The following is a 16,057-nucleotide window of genomic DNA, read 5'->3' on the forward strand; positions in this document are numbered from 1 at the left end:
TCCAGGCGGCCTGGAAGGCGGGGGTGAAGCGCCTCGTCTTTCTCGGGTCGTCCTGCATCTATCCCCGGGACTGCCCCCAGCCGATGAGGGAGGAGTACCTTCTCACGGGCCCCCTGGAACCGACAAACAGACCCTATGCCGTGGCCAAGATCGCAGGAATAATCCAGTGCGAGGCATACAACCGCCAGTACGGGACCCGCTTTTTGGCTGTAATGCCGACAAACCTTTACGGTCCAAGAGACAACTTCGATCTGGAGACCAGTCATGTTCTGCCCGCCCTGATAAGGAAGTTTCATCTCGCAAAGCTCGCCGCACACGGAGACTGGGAAGGCATCCTTCGTGATGAAAATTGTTTCGGCCCCATCCCGAATGACCTCCGGGCTAACCTTACCGCCATTTCCCATTACCACGGGCATGTTCTACCTCGATCTTTGCCCCATAATCCCTTAATCCCTAATCCTGGCGTAACCCTCTGGGGCACTGGAACTCCCCGGCGTGAGCTGCTCCATGTCGACGATCTGGCCGGTGCCTGTGTGTTTCTGATGTGCCGGAGTGATCAGACCTTTGATGATCTGTGTTTCGGAAGGTTCATGGGAGATTCGGCATCTTCTGCTGCGGCTCACGACGAAGGGGTCCGCCTGCCTCTGATCAACGTAGGTTGCGGTACCGATAAGAGCATTAGGGAGCTGGCCGATTCGGTGTCCAGGGTCGTGGGTTTTGAGGGAGAAATCATTTGGGATCGGGAGAAACCTGACGGGACACCACAGAAGCTCCTGGATGTCAGTCGACTCAAGTCGCTCGGCTGGTCGCCGAAGATAGACTTTGAGGCCGGGATAGAGTCGACCTACAGGTGGTACTGCAAGCAGGGCGGTTAGCCCCCGGGAGACCGGTGGTCGGAGATGGCGGTCCGTGTCGATGAGAATAGTCGTTGTTGGAAACCTGGGGATGCTCGGCCGTGATCTTCAGCCGGGCCTTGAGAGGGCGGGGTATCTTGTCCGAGGGTTCGACCTGCCTGAGCTCGACATCAGAAAGCCCAGAGAGGTTCTCGATTGCCTCAAGGAAGCCCGACCCGGAGCGGTAGTCAATTGTGCCGCTTACACGGACGTGGATAGGGCCGAGTCTGAGCCTGGGATCGCTTTTGCCGTGAACCGGGACGGACCGGCCAACCTGGCTGAAGCCTGCCGGACCCTTGGGATTCCTCTTGTGCACCTGTCCACGGACTACGTTTTTGACGGCCGGGCAGGGCGGGCTTACCGAGAGGACGATCCGGCAAATCCCATTAACGTCTACGGCAGGAGCAAATGGGATGGGGAGGAAGCCGTCCGGAGCCGCCTGGATAGACACATCATCCTGCGCACGTCGTGGTTGTTCGGCAGCCACGGCAGGAACTTCGTAAAGACAATGCTCGAGTTGGCCCGAGAGAAAAAGGAGATCAGGGTCGTCGCAGACCAGCATGGATGCCCCACCTGGACAGGCCATCTGGAGGAGGCCATAAGGGTCCTGATCGATAGAATCCGCGCAGGAAGCCCCGGGTTTTCCTGGGGGACTTACCACTTCTGCGGCCGTGGCTCGACCACCTGGTACGGATTTGCAAAGGCCATCGTGGCCGGGAGTCGAGCCTGGGAGGGTTCCGCGGGCCCGAGGGTGGTTCCTGTCACAACCGAAGAGTATCCCACCCCTGCTCGAAGGCCCATGCGGTCGATTCTCGACTGCAGCAAGATCGGCGAGGTCTTCGGCATTGCTGCCCGGCCGTGGAGGGAGGGTTTGAGGGAGGTGCTTCGAGAACTCGGAGTCGTTGCGGGCCGGGGGTCTTTCTTGTAGGGGGAAAGATCCTCGGGAAAGATCCTCAGGAGATCCGGGAGAACACGTCTTCGTCGGTAAGATAACCACGAGCTTCAGCGGATAGCGCAACCGTTTTTCTCAGCTCTTCGAGCTGCTCGAGTCGGAGTTGTCGCCGCAAAGCCTCACGAGCAATTTCACTTCTGTTTCTCCCAGAGCGTTTGGCAGCCTTGGTCAGCAACTCATCGAGATTCTTGTCTAATCGAATAGTCAAAGTAGCAGCCTTCATGTCTTACAGTGTATTACATTTTTCCAGAAGTGTTAAGATCAAGGTCCCGTGGTTTTCGATCAAGGATTCCTATTGGTGGGAGATCAAGGATAGATGGTGAGTTTGCGCCTCTCTGGAAGGCTGTCGGAGGAGTCGCTGTTTTTCAGGCTCGGAGGGCTGCTTTTCTGCATCGGACTCGTAGGGGCGGTGTTATATTCTGCTACCCTTTCCGAGCTCTCCGGTACGCTCTTGAGCCGGGAGGGGAGTTCCCACGGCCTGTTCGTCCCGCTGCTCTCCGTCTATTTCGCGTGGCAAAAAAGAAGCCGCTTGAGAGAGACCGAGGAAGGGTACGGGTTGGGCCGGGGCCTGATGGTGGTGGCTGGCGGGTTGATCCTGTTTCTCTTTGCCTGGAGGGCGGACTGGTTCACGGGCCGATGTCTTTCTTTTCTGATCGTTTTGTCGGGCCTCGTGATTCTGTTTTTTGGATGGAGGATGTTCAGGGAGCTCTCCTTTTCGTTTTTCTTCTTGATCTTCATGATCCCGGTGCCGGAGAGCGCCTATGTGCCCCTTGCCGACTGGATCAGGGGGGTAACGGTGGCCGCGTCGACCGTGCTTCTTCCCGTACTGGGGGTCCCTTTTCTGAGAGAGGATTGGTTGATCCACCTGCCCGGGACGGTCTTGCAGGTGAACATCGGGTGCAGCGGCGTCCAGTATCTCCTTTCCTATTTTGTCTTCGGTGTTGCCTATGCGTACCTTTACAGGGAGAGGCTGGGTCAAAGGCTTCTTGTCGTCTGTGCGGCCGTTCCGATTTCCCTTGCCGCGAGCACGCTTCGGCTTACAGCAATCACGGCCCTCGCCTATTACGTGGGCCCCCGAATGGCCGAACACAGACCTCATATTGTGATAAGCTGGCTGGTTTTTGTCTCTGTCCTGGTGCTTTTTGTGGGCCTTGACCGGTTGGTGGGGAGGGATCGTGGATAAAGATGGTGATCGTGATTCGTGCTCGTGTTCGTGGATAAAGAGCGTGTTCGTGAGGCGTGGTCGTGGGAAAAGATCGTGTTCGTGATCGTGGATAAGGAGCGTGTTCGTGAGGCGTGCTCGTGTTCGTCGGAAAGGAACGTGTTCGTGTGAGGAGAACGTGTTCGTGGGGAAGGATCGTGATTCGTGTTCGTGGGGAGAGATCGAAAGGACCGTGATCGTGAGGCGTGTACGTGTTCGTGGATAAAGATCGTGATTCGTGTTCGTGATTCGTGTACGTGTTCGTGGGGAAAGATCGAAAGGACCGTGATCGTGAGGCGTGGTTCGTGTTCGTGGGGCGTGATTAGGAAAGCTATTCCAGGGATTTCGCAAGCTTTGTGAGCATTTGGCAAATTCGGTCGTAGCTTATTTGATTTGTTTGGCAGGTATCATGATCAATGTAGCCCAGATCCCTGGCCAGTCGTAGTTGGTATCCTACTTCTGCAGCAGATCCCTTGGCAACTCCAACAAACTGTCGATATTCTTTGGAGTTCAATCGATTTGCTCCCTCGACCAAGTTCATAGGCACTGAGTAGGCGGCTCTCCGCATTTGTGATGTGAGTCCAAATTTTTCTTCCTCTGGAAAGTTCCTGGTAATGCCGTAAATCTCCAAGGCCATCTCATGAGCCAGTTTGAAGACGTCGAGTTCCTTGACCGATTTCATCCCGAATCCTCCGAATCGAGAGACCTAGAAAGGTCGAAACAGCGGCCCAAGCGGACATGGTAGAGTTAACACTATGTAGCCGTGAGTTCAAGACTGAAAGGGATCGTGGGAGAAGATCGTGATGCGTGGTTCGTGCTCGTGTTCGTGGGAAAAGATCGTGTTCGTGGATAAAGATCGTGATTCGTGTTCGTGGTTCGTGTTCGTAGGGAGAGAACGTGTTCGTGGGGAAGGATCGTGTTCGTGAAGCGGGGGCGGGGAGAAGGTGATTTGAAGTATTGAAAAGAAGTTGAATTCACGGTTCTGTCTTCCACTTTTCCAACAGCTCTCGGAAGTTGTCATATACATCCTTTCTTTGGCCGACATAGTATATGTCTACCGAAGAGCAGGATTCGTTGATCTTGTATATGATGCGGTACCTTCTTGATTTCAAGGATCTGAAACCAGAGAGCTCCATGTGTAATTCGTCACCCCTAAATGGCAGAAGGGTCAATTCATCTATAGCAGTTCTAATCAGTCGTTTTCCCTCTGGGGGGAGATGGGCTATGATACGGGATGCCTCAGGGGTAAATCTTGCTCTGTACTGTTTCACTTCCCGAAAACCTCTTCATAGGGAACCCACTCTTTTCGCTTCGCCTCTTGGATCGATTTCCGGAGGGATGCCATGGCGTCTGGATCGCTCAAGATGTCCAGCGTCTCGAGAAGCCCCTTGTACTTCTCCATGCTTAAAATGACAGCAATAGGGACCCCCTTCTTGGTGATCGCGATGGTGTCATCGTCCTTCTCGATTTTCCTGATTATCTCCAACAGAATATTCTTCGCCTTGGTTATGGGGATGTAATCTTGGATTTCTTTCATAGCGTGCCCTCTATGGCCATTTTTATGGCTATTATAAGATCAATTATCCTTGATGTCAAGAGGCTCGTGATCGTGGGGAAGGATCGTGATTCGTGTTCGTGGGGAAAGATCGTGTTCGTGAGGCGTGTACGTGTTCGTGGGGAAGGATCGTGTTCGTAGGGAGAGATCGTGTTCGTGGGGAGGGAACGTGTTCGTGGATAAAGAGCGTGATTCGTGTTCGTGAGGGAAGGAGCGTGGTCGTGGGGAAGGATCGTGAGGCGTGTTCGTGGGGCGTGATCGTGAGGAAGGAGAAAAGACGTGTTCGTGATGCGTGGCTCGTGTTCGTAGAGAAAGGCCGTGTTCGTGGAAAGGATCGTGTTCGTGGGTCGTGTTCGTGGGGAAGGAGAAAAGACGTGTTCGTGATGCGTGGTTCGTGCTCGTGTTCGTGGGGAGGGAACGTGTTCGTGGGGAAGGATCGTGAGGCGTGTTCGTGGTTCGTGATCGTGAGGAAGGAGAAAAGACGTGTTCGTGATGCGTGGTTCGTGTTCGTAGAGAAAGGCCGTGTTCGTGGGGTGTGAGGAGTGATTAGGAGAACTATTCCAGGGATTTGGCAAGTATCCATCAATGTAGGCCAGATCCCTGGCCAGTCGTAGGTGGTATCCTACCTTCGCAGCAGATCCTTTGGCAACTCCAACAAGCTGTCGATATTCTTTGGAATTCAATCGATTTGCTCCCTCGACCAAGTTCATAGGCACCGAGTAGGCGGCTCTCCGCCGGGAGGCATTCGGGTGTGATTCTTCGTCGGTCTGCTCCTTAGAATGACAGGGTGCCTATTAGAATGACAACCCGGTCAAGCAGTGATGGTCGATTCGTCACGTATTTGAAAGCCACCCCACCGCCTTACAGGCGAAGTCACAGGTTGGGTTTGGCCTCTATTTTCAGAGGTTGCAGATTCAGCCGGTGGATTTTTGGCTCACGAAGCGTCACCGTGAAGGGAGGAGGAAGACTGTGAAAAAGGGAGTAATTCTCGGGATTGTTTTGGCGGTTCTCTGGTTTCCTCTTGTGTCGTGGACCAGTGTCGAGTTGACGGCCACGTGGAATCCCAATTCGGAACCGGACATAAGCCATTACAACCTTTACATGGTGTACCAGGGCGAGTACGAGAGGATAAACGATGAGCCCATCCGGCACCCTGATACGAGCTACACCTTCGCACTCGACCTGCCCGACGGGTATGACGAACCCCTGTGCTTTGTCGTCACTGCTGTGGACAGGTCCGGAAATGAGAGCGACTATTCCGAGCCGGTGTGTGTGGATTAGAGAACGTGGTCGTGGGGAAAGAGCGTGTTCGTGTTCGTGGATAAAGAGCGTGTTCGTGGGAGAAGATCGTGTTCGTGTTCGTGGGGAAGGAACGTGGTTCGTGTTCGTGGATAAAGAGCGTGACTCGTGTTCGTGATTCGTGATCGTGAGGGAAGGGGCGTGATTCGTGTTCGTGGGAGAAGATCGTGTTCGTGGATAAAGATCGTGATTCGTGTTCGTGGGGCGTGTTCGTGGGGAGGGATCGTGTTCGTGAGAAGGGAGCGTGATTCGTGGTTCGTGTTCGTGATTCGTGAGAGGCATAGAGACGTGTTCGTGGATAAAGATCGTGGTTCGTGTTCGTGAGGCGTGTTCGTGAGGGAAGGAGCGTGGTCGTGGATAAAGAGCGTGTTCGTGGATAAAGACCGTGTTCGTGATTCGTGTACGTGTTCGTGGATAAAGATCGTGATTCGTGTTCGTGGGGCGTGTTCGTGGGAAAAGATCGTGGGGCGTGTTCGTGGGAAAAGATCGTGGGGCGTGTTCGTGAGGCGTGTTCGTGTCGTGAAGCGTGAGGCGTGGACGGGCCTGCAACGTCGTGGGGGTTTTGCCTGATGATTTAGGGGCCCTGGCCTGAAAGTGGGGGAGAAAGATTATGTTTGGTGACCTACTTCAGAAGGTAAATTGGTGTATCGGGGGAAGGCTTTTCGGAGCTCATTGTCGAAAGTAACAAGCTTTGATTTATGTCTCCTTGCCAAGATTACCAAGAGAATATCCGCGATATCCAAGTGTGTCTCTCCGAATATTCGAATGGCTTCCCGCATCAGATCGTCGTCTTCAAACGAGAAAGACTCGACCTGTGCCATTTGGCTCAAAAACGCGTATATCTCCTCCCTTGGTCTTTCATAGCAGGAACTCAAGACCCAGGTGGCTTCGATAACGACCTCGTCAGGAATCAACATGGAGTTTGGAATTGAATCGTAGGCTTCGATCAATTGGTTGACCTGTTGGGCCTGTCCAGGATCGTCTTGCGTGACATAGCGGACCAGGATGTTGGTATCCAGAATGATCATGACCGTCTTGCCCTTTCAACTCTCTTTTTCCGGACCGCGAGCTTCATCTGTTCCAATGTCACTCTCTTGGGGTCCTTGAAGAATCCCTTAAGGGCTTTGGCGGAGCTTTTCACGGGAACAATTCGGACACTCCCGTCATCCATCGGGATGAATGAGATGCGGTCATTTGGGCCGATCTGCAGGAGCTCCCGAATGGACTTCGGGATCGTGGTCTGGCCTTTTGAGCTCAGCACTGAGATTGCCATGATTGCCTCCCGACAGTAAGAAAGAAGAGTTGCCAGCTCTCAAATACTGTCTTTACATTCATAGAAGAATCTTTACTCAAAAGTAAGTATACCAAGGGACTTTGGAGGTGTCAACAGAACGGAGCGGCGACGGGGGGGAGAGATCGTGTTCGTGGGGAAGGATCGTGTTCGTGAGGCGTGCTCGTGGATAAAGATCGTGACTCGTGTTCGTGGTTCGTGATCGTAGGGAAAGATCGTGATTCGTGTTCGTGGATAAGGAGCGTGTTCGTGATTCGTGGTTCGTGTTTGTGGGCGTGGTTCGTGATTGTGGGAGAGGATTCGTGTTCGTGTACGTGTTCGTGGATAAAGAGCGTGTTCGTGATTCGTGGTTCGTGTTCGTGGGCGTGGTTCGTGATCGTGGGAGAGGACAGAAGGAGGGGGCGGAGAGATGAAGATAATCTGTCTGGAATGCCATCGTGAGCTCAGAGAGGAGTCTCCCTTTGATGATCCTGGTGAGATACACACGGTCTGCCCTCAGTGTCTTCAAAGAGCCGTGAGGAGGGCCGCGGAAGGGGATCCGAGAGGTGAACCCGTGGGAACTGCCAGGATGGAGATGCGTCTTGAGCTCAGCCTGAAAGTGGATACACCGGAGTGGAAGGACCAGGGGCACGGGAAGGGGCCGGCCGAGGAGGGGGAGCCGTCCACACGCGATGAGATGGCCGAATGGCTCACCGATGGTTGGGAACTGGAAAGGCGTTAAGACTCGACTAGTGGGCCCGGCTCGATTACCTTTGCCGGAAGAATCATGACAGGAATGAAACTCATCTGCTACCTGCCGGCCTTTGCCGGCTTCCTGGCTTTCTGGGGGATAGGGGGCTATGTCTTTCTCAGGAGAAGGGGGAGCCCGGTCAACCTGCTCTTTGCTCTCGGAATGGGTTTTCTTGGTCTCCTGGAATTCGGGAATCTCATGAGCCTGATGTACCTCGAAAGGAGCACTCGGCTTGTCCTTGCCTGGAACCGGGTTTCCCTGGCGGCTGAATCCCTGCTTCCAGGGACATGGTTTGCTTTTGTTATGGCCTTTGCCCGCGAGGGGGACAGGTATGGAGGAAAAGGGTGGAAGGCGGCGGCTACCGTCTTCTTGGGCGGGTCGGTCTTTTTTGCCGTCTCTGCCATCTTCGGCCTGCTCGGGGTCTTCGCGGGGGATCACCCCGCCTATCTGACCCTGGGAACGGCCGGGAAGGCTTTCTACGTCTTTGTCTTGACGGGCTCGGTTGGGGTTGTGGTCGGCCTGGAGCACACGGTCCGCCGTTCCGGGGGAGTACAGAGAAGCAGGATCAGGACCTTCTGCCTCGGCCTGGGGGGACTGTTCGCCTTTCTTGTCTACGGGGCCAGCCAGGTCCTCTTGTTTTCCAGGATTAATCTGAGGATGATACCGCTCGAGTCGTCGGTCTTTGTGATCTGCGCGCTGATGATCGGTTTTTCTCTCGTGCGCCACCGCCTCATGGAGGCGGATCTGTACGTCTCGAGATTCGTTGTCTACAACTCTTTCACGGTACTCGTTGCCGGGGGATATCTGGTTGCCGTGGCCTCGTTGGGCCAAGGTGTGAGATTCTTTGACATCGTTCCGGGGTATCCTCTTGAGATCCTCTTTTTGTTCCCGGCCGTTCTCCTCCTTGCGGTCCTCTTGCTGTCGGACCGACTCCGGTCGAAGGCGAGGACGATGATAAACAGGCATTTCTACCGGAGCCGGTACGATTACAGGGAGGAATGGCTCAGGTTTTCCGAGAGACTCAGCCTGAACCTCGAACTCGAAAAGCTCGTCTCAACCATTGTAGATGTACTCCGGGATTCGGTGGGTGTGAGGGAAGCATCGCTGTGGCTGCTCGAGGAGCCGCCTGACGGGACGATGGTACCCGTGGGGCCCGGGGCTTCAGGCCGGAAAGACGGCAAGAAGGATCGATTGAGAGCGGACCAGGATTTCCTGAGAAGGCTGGAAGAGAAAAGGGCCCCCTTTGCGCCCGTGGCTCCCTGGGCCCGGGGATTTGCTGCCGCCAACCGTGAGATTCTCAGCAGGTTGAATCCCTCCTTGATAGTGCCGATGGTTTCAAGGAGAGGGGCGGTGGGGCTGATCTTCTTGGGAGAGAAGACAACAGGGGAGCCTTTCCTGGCTGATGATCTCGACCTGTTGCGGTCTGCCGGCGCCCAGATCGCCAGCGCCGTCGTGAATGCGAAGCTCTCAGAGGAGCTGGTCATGGCCAGGGAGATGGAGGTGTTTTACCGCCTTTCCTCCTTTGTACTTCACGACCTGAAGAATCTCGTATCGAGCCTGTCTCTGGTCCTGGAGAATGCGGGCGAGCACATGGGGGATCCCGAGTTCCGAGAGGACGCCCTCCAGACGATCGGGAGAAGTGTGGAGAAGATGAAGGCCCTCATGGGGAGGCTATCCGGCAACGGCGGAGGGCTCAGGCCGAATCTGCAAGAGACAAGCCTGAACGGTGTTGTTCTGGAAGTGGCGGGACGACTGGCCCGGAGGGGGGGCAACGGGAGGGTTAAGGTCAAGACCGATCTGGCTGAAATCCCGAGAGTCATGGCGGATAGGGAACAGATGGAGAGGGTCGTCCTCAATCTCCTTGTCAATGCCTTTGATGCCCTGGAAGCAGGTGGAACCATCACCGTGAGGACCCGCCTCCTGGATGGTGACGGGAAGGTGGTCCTTTCGGTTTCGGACGATGGGCCGGGGATCCCAAGGGAGGTCGCCGAGAAGCTGCTCTTCAGACCATTCGGTTCCACGAAAAAGGAGGGCCTCGGGATAGGGCTCTACCAGTGCAAGACCGTGGTTGAGGCCCATCACGGGACGATCGAGGTGGAGAGCGAAGAGGGCAAGGGGAGCACCTTCCGGGTGATTCTGCCGGCTCTAAGTCCGGGACCGGCCTTAAGTTTCGAGAATCGGTTGGAGGTTGCCACCTCGTAGAAAAACCCCTGGCAGGTGGAACGGGCTCTCTGGGATGTAAAGCCCATCCTCCTGGTTCGGGCGGTCTTCGGCCATCGAAAAAGAGCGATCAAGGGGAGTTCCCATTTGAGAATCAAGAAGTATCCTTTCGAATCAAGGCACCTTAGAACATGTGCTCCGAAAAACGGGGGAACTCCTCGGCGAATCAATCACGTAGGACCCAGCCATAGGGGTGATGTCTTGTCATTTAGGAATCCAAAAGAGGTGGGCGGGAGGGCACAGAGGGATGAACCGGTCATCGCTCTTTCATTTTGGCGCGTGCGTCGTATTTCTTAAGGAAGGTGTGCATCTCGGATCCAAACCGTTCAATATCCTGCAATTGTTCACGCACTATTTGAAAGAGCTCCTTCGGTGTGATCTCGTGGTAGAAATGGACCATGCGGTTCCGGTAGCCCGCCATTCTGATGAGGGTCTCGGAATATGGACCGGAGACGATTTCCTTTTCTCCCAGAAGGCGGGCAATCTGCTTGGATTCCAATTCCTTGACGCCGAACGTCTTTGAGAGAATATGGCGCCCCAGGTCGAAAACGGTCTCCAGGGCTCTCCGTAAGTAGCTCTCGACAGCCGCTGGATTTCTTTTGTCCGAGAGAAAATCGTCCTCCTCCATGGCGGAGAACTCGCGGAGGGTCAAGACGTATTCCTGCAACCGGGCAAGGCCGGTCAGGATTCTCTCCTTATCCAATTTCGAAATAACCATCTTCGAGGGCCTCCATTACTTCTCTCTCGAATGTCTCCTTGTGGAAAGAGATGTCCGAGGCGAAGCTTAGAACAGTCCCTTCGTAGAGATCCACATCCCGTTCCGATTCAGCGTAGATCAATTCGCCTTTGATGGCCTCGAACTGAAAGAGGTAGCTCGTTTCCTGGAGAAAGATCGGATCGACCGGGAAAGGATCGAAGATTCTTGCCAGGTCCGCGTATATGGCACCGTAGGCCTGCATCCTTGCTTCGGGAAGCACTTTGAAAACAAGGCCGATGTCCAGGTCAGAGGCGGCGGTGGGCTGAACCGGGTGGCCTTGAAGATAAGCTTTTCCGGCCTCCCGTTGAGAACCGAAGAGGTAAGCCAGTATGATTCCATGGGCCTTGCAGCAGGAAGTCAGCGTGCCCATTCTGCGATTTGTCAAAAGACTCCTCCCTTTGAGTACCTTTGTATGTAAACAGTAGATCGGAATCGGGCGGTTTTCAACCAAGACGGCCGTCCTGGCTGCTGTTGACGGCGGGCCGGAGAGGGCAGATCCCTGTCAAACGATCGTTTTCGGCACAGATGAGTGGCGACGTTTTGCAGCCCTTCATATTTTCAGATCTTTCAGAGCCTCAATGAAGGGAAGTTCCTTTGCCCGGTCATAAAACCTATAGTCTGCGGTGATCATAGGAATTCCGTGAATCTGAGCCAGAGCGGCATAGGCCGCGTCGTAGACCGTGAAAGAGTGCCTGAAGGCAAGGTCAACAGCCGATTCCAAGATTTTGTGGGAATCTTCCAGAGTAATCTGCAGGTCAAGGAAATCTTTAATCGCCCTCCTGACTTCCGCGACTTTGAAGTTCGGGTTGAAACGCAAGGCGTTGCCCAATTCATAGATGATCAACGTCGGAGCGATGAATTGACAGGAACCATCGACATAGCCCTGGAGTAACCCATCCGCCTGGGCAAGATCATCTTCTCCAACGGTTGTGTACCATTTGACGGCAACGCTGGCATCGATCACGAACTCTCTCACCTTGAATCTCTCCACCTTCTTATTTCAGCAACTCCATCCCATTTCCCCGCTTTAGTCCGTAGCTTCTTTATGTCCAGCGACGCCCTCTTGATGACCGAACGTCTTTCTTTCTCTGCCTTTTCCTCTTCTCTTCTTCTCATAAACGAACGTAGGGCTCGCAAGATCAGACCGCTTCGCGTGGTGTTTTCTTCTTTGGCATATTTATCGATACTTTCCAATTCGTCCTGGGGAAGGGTTATATTTATCTTTATCGCCCGCCTCACTCGAGTCCTCCAAACAGTAGGGATCAGAGTAAGTATATTCTGGATGGCCGGCGTTGTCAAAGACGTCATCCCCTTGGAGGGGTGCCGGATTCAGGCCGTTGAGTGTGGAATATTCAAGACGGGTGCCTCCAGAATGCCGGAGTGAGCCGGCTTTGAAAGCCGGAACGATAGCAGATTCATCACGCACGTTTTGAAGACGGGGAAGGTGGTGTATGAGAAGGAGCGAACGGGAAGAGGGTGAACGGTGGCTTGCTCAAGCGGCCGGGGATCTGCGATGGGCCGAGCACCTTGCAAAGGAGGGCGGCTGCCGCCCGAATTGTATCGGGGTGTAGCACGGGGTTTCGATTCCTTTCTTGAAGCCGTCGGATTACCCTGATTTCGGGATGTGATTCCTCGGAGGAGCTATTCGACCTTGAAAACCACGGTGACGGTAGCCTCGATGGGGATCTCCCCGATTTGAACGGGAGTTTGAGTTCTTGCGGCCGCCAGGGCGTTCCCGTATACCGAGCGCTCCCTGGGGGAGCCGCCGTAGCTGATGTTCAGGATTCTTTGGATGGTCAGGCCGGCTGCCTTTGCCAGGGCACCGGCGGTCTTGATGGCCTGTTTCACGGCCCTGGCCGCCGCTTCTGTTTTCAGTTCCTCTTCATTGTCACACCTGAATGTCAGACCCCCCAGGCCGGTTGCCCCGGCAGCGGCGGCCTCGTCAATAAGCCTTCCGAGTTTGTCGAGGTCTCCTGTTTCGACTGTCGTGGTGTTTCTGGCCCGATAGCCTGCCGGGCGGGTCCTGTCTCCCTTCTTGTAAACCGGTGAGAGGGCGTAGGCCGATGTCCTCAACCTGTCACTTTTCGTCAGGATTTTTTTCAATGCATCGAGCAGTCTCTGGGTCCGCGCTGCATTCTCGTTGACAGCGTCCTGAGCCTTTGCCCGGGTGACTTCGACAGAAAAAGAGAGGGCGGCAACAGTCGGTTTTGCCATGATCCTCGCCCTGCCCACGACCTCGATGGCCGGCGGTCCGGGGTAGCCCTGGGCCAGGGCCATGGAGGCAGAACCAGTGAAAGCAAGAACGGTGCAGAGAATGCAGAGGAATCTCTTGTACATGGGGAGCCTCCTGTGGTTCGGGTGGCACTTGAGATGGTAGAGAAAAACTCTTTGGAGCTCTCCCCTATTCTACAGGTTTTGAGGGGACGTGCAAGGGAACAGGAACCGGAGTTTCCGCTTTCGCAATGTCGCTTACGGGGGGACGAAGGTATTTTCCGAAAGCCAGGAAACTCCGGATTCTGCAAGAGCCCGAGGTCCGCGGCCCGGCCGATGACTCGCCGATTTTCTATTTCCTCGGGCGGCCGGGGCTGTTTTTCAGGTTCTTGATTGCGACTTTTTTCTTCCAAACAGTGCCAGCCCCAGGAGTCCGGACCCGACAAGAAGCAGGGTAGCAGGCTCGGGGACGCTCGTGCCTTCCGGTTTCCAGGTGAGGTCTTTGGAGCCGGGGTTGCCCACAAGTGTAGAAAGGATTTTCTTGCCCCTGGTCTTTGTCTTTATGGCCATTACGTCGAGGTGGATCCAGTCGAGGTCGAGTCCACCCGTGTCGATTGCAAGCTCCTTTATTTCGCCGGGTTTGTTGAAGGTGGTCTCATCGGCAAAGTTCGGCATGGTAGCCTGGGCCTTGGCGAACTCTCCGATGTCGTAAAACAGGAAATCGGCGATGGCTGACTTGAGCGGGTCGTGGTCGTTCGGGAAGTATGAGTTGTCCGCGTTCCAGTGAAAGGCGGAGATTCCACCGAAAGTGAGAGAGGAAGAAGCCGTAGCCCCCAAGCCGTCTGGAACAGAGGCGAGGAGGATGGCCCCGTGGGTATCGAAGAGGGTGGGGAGCCCGAATGAGGAATAGTCGTTACCGGTGCCTGTGGATCCCAGGCGGGTGACGTTTTTGTTGTATATCCCGCCGATCAGGATCGGTCCTACCCCCGAGGCAATCGCAGTATCGGTTTCCGTGGGATCGGTCAAAGACGGGAAATAGTCCGCGTAGGTGCCGGTGTCTCCAGGGCCTGCGAAGGCACCTATCTCCAGAGCAAAAGGACTCGCATTTGCCGCCAGCCCGAGGATGAAAAACCCTACTGCCATCAGCTTTGCAATACTCTTCATTACCTGGATTCCCCCTCTCATCGAAGAGATACAAACACGTATAGAAGAATCAAAGGCCGTGCCAAATAACCCGAGTCCATCCGGTCCGGACAGGATCGGCGGATTCATAGATTCCTTGCGGAAAAGCCCGACCACGGGAAGGAGCAAAGGGCAGCCGTTTGTTCGGGATAGATCATGGGAGTGTAAAGTTTTCCGTCATTTTTTCGGAAATCGGGGACAATCGGCAGGGATCTTGCCTAAGGTGATTGAATAGACAGGGAGACCGGGAATCCGGCAGGATGGTGCGAAATTGTAAGGTATTCCGACGATTCTGTCGATTTTCCCTGTGTGGCGGCATACTTGCGGTGTCAAGCCCATGGGTGAGTCGGGGGTGTGCCTCCATCTCGTGGCCGGCCTTCCCGCGGCGGCCCAGAGTCATTGTCTTCTCTGGATTCCCAGCTTTTCCATGAGCTCGTAAAGGGTAGGCCGGCTGATGCGCAGTTGGGCCGCGGCTTTGGTCATGTTACCCCTGTTTCTTGCCAGGGCCTGCCGGATGAGGTCTCTTTCGAGAGCCTCCCGGGCTTCCCTGAGCCCTCGGCCCTCGTATTTTGCATGGGGAGAGGTCAGCTCCAGATCCTCGGGTGTTACCTTGTGTCCGTCTGCCATGATCACAGCCCGCTTGATTCGGTTTTCGAGTTCCCGCACATTGCCCGGCCATCTGTGGGCCTCCAGGGAGCGAATCGCCCCTGTGGTGAACCCTGTGATCTTTCTGTTACTTTCGGCTGCATACCGCCGGAGCAGATGATTTGCAAGCAGAAGGATATCTCCTTCACGGTCGCAGAGGGGAGGAAGGGAGATGACGACGACGCCGATCCGGTAGTAGAGATCCTCTCGAAAACGGCCGTCCTTCATTGCTTGCTTGAGGTCGGCGTTTGTGGCAGCGATCACCCTGGAGTCGACCACGATCTCTCCTCTTCCGCCTACCCGCTCTATGGTGTGCTCTTGAAGGAATCGAAGGAGCTTTACCTGGAGGGCCGTGGAGAGTTCGCCGATTTCATCCAGGAAGAGTGTCCCCCCGTGGGCTTTCTCTATGCGCCCTCTCCGCTGGATGTGGGCGCCGGTGAAGGCCCCCTTTTCGTGGCCGAAGAGCTCGCTCTCCAGCAAGGTCTCAGGAATGGCACCGCAGTTGATCGCCACAAAAGCGTGGTGCCTCCTGGAGCTCTGCCGGTGGATGGCGCGTGCCACGAGCTCCTTGCCCGTGCCATTCTCTCCCATGAGCAGAACAGGAACATCCGTGGTCGCCACCTTACGGACCGAGGTGTATACCCTCTGCATCTGGGGGCTGGTTCCGAGCATTCCCTCAAACGATTCTTGATCGAAGCGGTATTGGAGCTCCCGGTGCTCCCGTTCGAGTCGATAGACGTGGATCGCACGGGAGAGGATTGTCCTAAGCTCGTCAACCTGGATCGGCTTGGAGAGGAAATCATAGGCCCCCTGGCCGATCGCCCGGAGCGCGTGCTTCTTTTCGCCGTGACCGGTCGCAACGATGACCTTGACCAGGGCATCCTCTGCAAGTATCTCGGACAGAGCCCGAAAGCCCTCTTCCACGGTGTCGGGGGCCGGCGGCAGGCCGAGGTCCAGGATCACGGCAGGTGGCCGGTCTCGTCTGAGAATCTCCAGGGCACTGGGGCGGTCGCCGGCCTCCAGTATCTCGTAGTCGTGCCCAAGAGCCCATCTCAGTTGGGTACGGAGGTCCTGGTCGTCTTCGACGATGAGGAGCTTGGGGATGGAAACCACCTCGGAGT

General features: G+C 55.3%; 23 protein-coding genes. 9 read left to right on the forward strand and 14 right to left on the reverse strand.

Annotated features, from left to right (window positions below; all coding sequences use genetic code 11):
• Both JRJ26_15945 and rfbD read left to right on the forward strand, forming a co-directional pair.
• The coding region (locus JRJ26_15945) for an NAD-dependent epimerase/dehydratase family protein (protein MBW2058980.1) at positions 1-875 on the forward strand (875 nt) is incomplete at its 5' end.
• A gap of 40 nt (positions 876-915) precedes the next feature.
• Entirely contained in the window at positions 916-1,821 is a 906-nt protein-coding gene (gene rfbD / locus JRJ26_15950; GenBank protein ID MBW2058981.1) for a dTDP-4-dehydrorhamnose reductase, read from the forward strand.
• Positions 1,822-1,846: 25 nt separating this feature from the next.
• On the opposite strand, the gene JRJ26_15955 is transcribed toward rfbD, so the two are convergent.
• Entirely contained in the window at positions 1,847-2,068 is a 222-nt protein-coding gene (locus JRJ26_15955) for a CopG family transcriptional regulator (protein MBW2058982.1), read from the reverse strand.
• 93 nt (positions 2,069-2,161) lie between these two features.
• Between JRJ26_15955 and JRJ26_15960 the strand changes: the two genes are divergently transcribed.
• Complete coding sequence (locus tag JRJ26_15960; GenBank protein MBW2058983.1) at positions 2,162-3,028, forward strand: exosortase/archaeosortase family protein; 867 nt, start codon at positions 2,162-2,164, stop codon at positions 3,026-3,028.
• Between the two features lie 349 nt (positions 3,029-3,377).
• Here the strand turns inward: JRJ26_15960 and JRJ26_15965 are convergent, their stop codons facing one another.
• The 4 genes from JRJ26_15965 to JRJ26_15980 form a co-directional block, all read right to left on the reverse strand.
• Positions 3,378-3,728 (reverse strand): four helix bundle protein, encoded by a 351-nt coding sequence (locus tag JRJ26_15965; protein ID MBW2058984.1) that lies wholly within the window; start codon positions 3,726-3,728, stop codon positions 3,378-3,380.
• Between the two features lie 292 nt (positions 3,729-4,020).
• Entirely contained in the window at positions 4,021-4,317 is a 297-nt protein-coding gene (locus JRJ26_15970; protein MBW2058985.1) for a type II toxin-antitoxin system RelE/ParE family toxin, read from the reverse strand.
• Positions 4,314-4,583, reverse strand: a complete 270-nt coding sequence (locus JRJ26_15975; GenBank protein ID MBW2058986.1) for a type II toxin-antitoxin system Phd/YefM family antitoxin — start codon at positions 4,581-4,583, stop codon at positions 4,314-4,316. Before JRJ26_15975 ends, JRJ26_15970 begins: the two co-directional genes overlap by 4 nt.
• Positions 4,580-5,311: a four helix bundle protein gene (locus tag JRJ26_15980; protein ID MBW2058987.1), complete on the reverse strand. Its 732-nt coding sequence runs from the start codon at positions 5,309-5,311 to the stop codon at positions 4,580-4,582. Before JRJ26_15980 ends, JRJ26_15975 begins: the two co-directional genes overlap by 4 nt.
• A gap of 259 nt (positions 5,312-5,570) precedes the next feature.
• Here JRJ26_15980 and JRJ26_15985 point away from each other — a divergent pair, with 259 nt between their 5' ends.
• The 3 genes from JRJ26_15985 (at position 5,571) to JRJ26_15995 (ending at position 6,470) form a co-directional block, all read left to right on the forward strand.
• A complete protein-coding gene (locus JRJ26_15985) occupies positions 5,571-5,882 on the forward strand; it encodes a hypothetical protein (GenBank protein MBW2058988.1) in 312 nt (103 codons plus the stop codon).
• A 126-nt stretch (positions 5,883-6,008) separates the two neighbouring features.
• On the forward strand, positions 6,009-6,224 hold the full coding sequence (locus tag JRJ26_15990; GenBank protein ID MBW2058989.1) for a hypothetical protein: 216 nt from the start codon (positions 6,009-6,011) through the stop codon (positions 6,222-6,224).
• 9 nt (positions 6,225-6,233) lie between these two features.
• Positions 6,234-6,470, forward strand: a complete 237-nt coding sequence (locus JRJ26_15995; GenBank protein MBW2058990.1) for a hypothetical protein — start codon at positions 6,234-6,236, stop codon at positions 6,468-6,470.
• 38 nt (positions 6,471-6,508) lie between these two features.
• Here the strand turns inward: JRJ26_15995 and JRJ26_16000 are convergent, their stop codons facing one another.
• On the reverse strand, positions 6,509-6,928 hold the full coding sequence (locus JRJ26_16000; protein MBW2058991.1) for a type II toxin-antitoxin system VapC family toxin: 420 nt from the start codon (positions 6,926-6,928) through the stop codon (positions 6,509-6,511).
• Positions 6,925-7,173 carry a type II toxin-antitoxin system PrlF family antitoxin gene (locus JRJ26_16005; protein MBW2058992.1) on the reverse strand — a complete coding sequence of 83 codons (249 nt, stop codon included), beginning with the start codon at positions 7,171-7,173 and terminating at the stop codon, positions 6,925-6,927. The genes JRJ26_16000 and JRJ26_16005 overlap by 4 nt, the downstream gene beginning before the upstream one ends.
• 242 nt (positions 7,174-7,415) lie before the next feature.
• Here JRJ26_16005 and JRJ26_16010 point away from each other — a divergent pair, with 242 nt between their 5' ends.
• Genes JRJ26_16010 through prsK form a run of 3 tightly spaced genes read left to right on the forward strand, consistent with a single transcriptional unit; the run spans position 7,416 to position 10,123 of the window.
• Complete coding sequence (locus JRJ26_16010) at positions 7,416-7,604, forward strand: hypothetical protein (protein MBW2058993.1); 189 nt, start codon at positions 7,416-7,418, stop codon at positions 7,602-7,604.
• Positions 7,601-7,912, forward strand: coding sequence for a hypothetical protein (locus tag JRJ26_16015; GenBank protein ID MBW2058994.1), 312 nt, complete (start codon positions 7,601-7,603; stop codon positions 7,910-7,912). Before JRJ26_16010 ends, JRJ26_16015 begins: the two co-directional genes overlap by 4 nt.
• A 45-nt stretch (positions 7,913-7,957) precedes the next feature.
• On the forward strand, positions 7,958-10,123 hold the full coding sequence (prsK, locus tag JRJ26_16020; protein MBW2058995.1) for a PEP-CTERM system histidine kinase PrsK: 2,166 nt from the start codon (positions 7,958-7,960) through the stop codon (positions 10,121-10,123).
• 274 nt (positions 10,124-10,397) lie between these two features.
• Here the strand turns inward: prsK and JRJ26_16025 are convergent, their stop codons facing one another.
• The 7 genes from JRJ26_16025 to prsR form a co-directional block, all read right to left on the reverse strand.
• Complete coding sequence (locus JRJ26_16025; GenBank protein MBW2058996.1) at positions 10,398-10,859, reverse strand: DUF86 domain-containing protein; 462 nt, start codon at positions 10,857-10,859, stop codon at positions 10,398-10,400.
• Complete coding sequence (locus tag JRJ26_16030; protein MBW2058997.1) at positions 10,837-11,283, reverse strand: nucleotidyltransferase domain-containing protein; 447 nt, start codon at positions 11,281-11,283, stop codon at positions 10,837-10,839. The genes JRJ26_16025 and JRJ26_16030 overlap by 23 nt, the downstream gene beginning before the upstream one ends.
• 165 nt (positions 11,284-11,448) lie before the next feature.
• Positions 11,449-11,874, reverse strand: a complete 426-nt coding sequence (locus JRJ26_16035) for a type II toxin-antitoxin system VapC family toxin (GenBank protein ID MBW2058998.1) — start codon at positions 11,872-11,874, stop codon at positions 11,449-11,451.
• Entirely contained in the window at positions 11,871-12,137 is a 267-nt protein-coding gene (locus tag JRJ26_16040; protein MBW2058999.1) for a type II toxin-antitoxin system HicB family antitoxin, read from the reverse strand. Before JRJ26_16040 ends, JRJ26_16035 begins: the two co-directional genes overlap by 4 nt.
• A 402-nt stretch (positions 12,138-12,539) precedes the next feature.
• Entirely contained in the window at positions 12,540-13,235 is a 696-nt protein-coding gene (locus JRJ26_16045; GenBank protein ID MBW2059000.1) for an SIMPL domain-containing protein, read from the reverse strand.
• Between the two features lie 255 nt (positions 13,236-13,490).
• A complete protein-coding gene (locus tag JRJ26_16050; GenBank protein MBW2059001.1) occupies positions 13,491-14,273 on the reverse strand; it encodes a choice-of-anchor N protein in 783 nt (260 codons plus the stop codon).
• Positions 14,274-14,687: 414 nt separating this feature from the next.
• Positions 14,688-16,040 (reverse strand): PEP-CTERM-box response regulator transcription factor, encoded by a 1,353-nt coding sequence (gene prsR, locus JRJ26_16055; GenBank protein ID MBW2059002.1) that lies wholly within the window; start codon positions 16,038-16,040, stop codon positions 14,688-14,690.
• Positions 16,041-16,057: the final 17 nt, after the last annotated feature.

The sequence above is a fragment of the Deltaproteobacteria bacterium genome, from assembly GCA_019308905.1.
GTDB lineage: Bacteria > Desulfobacterota > BSN033 > WVXP01 > WVXP01 > JAFDHF01.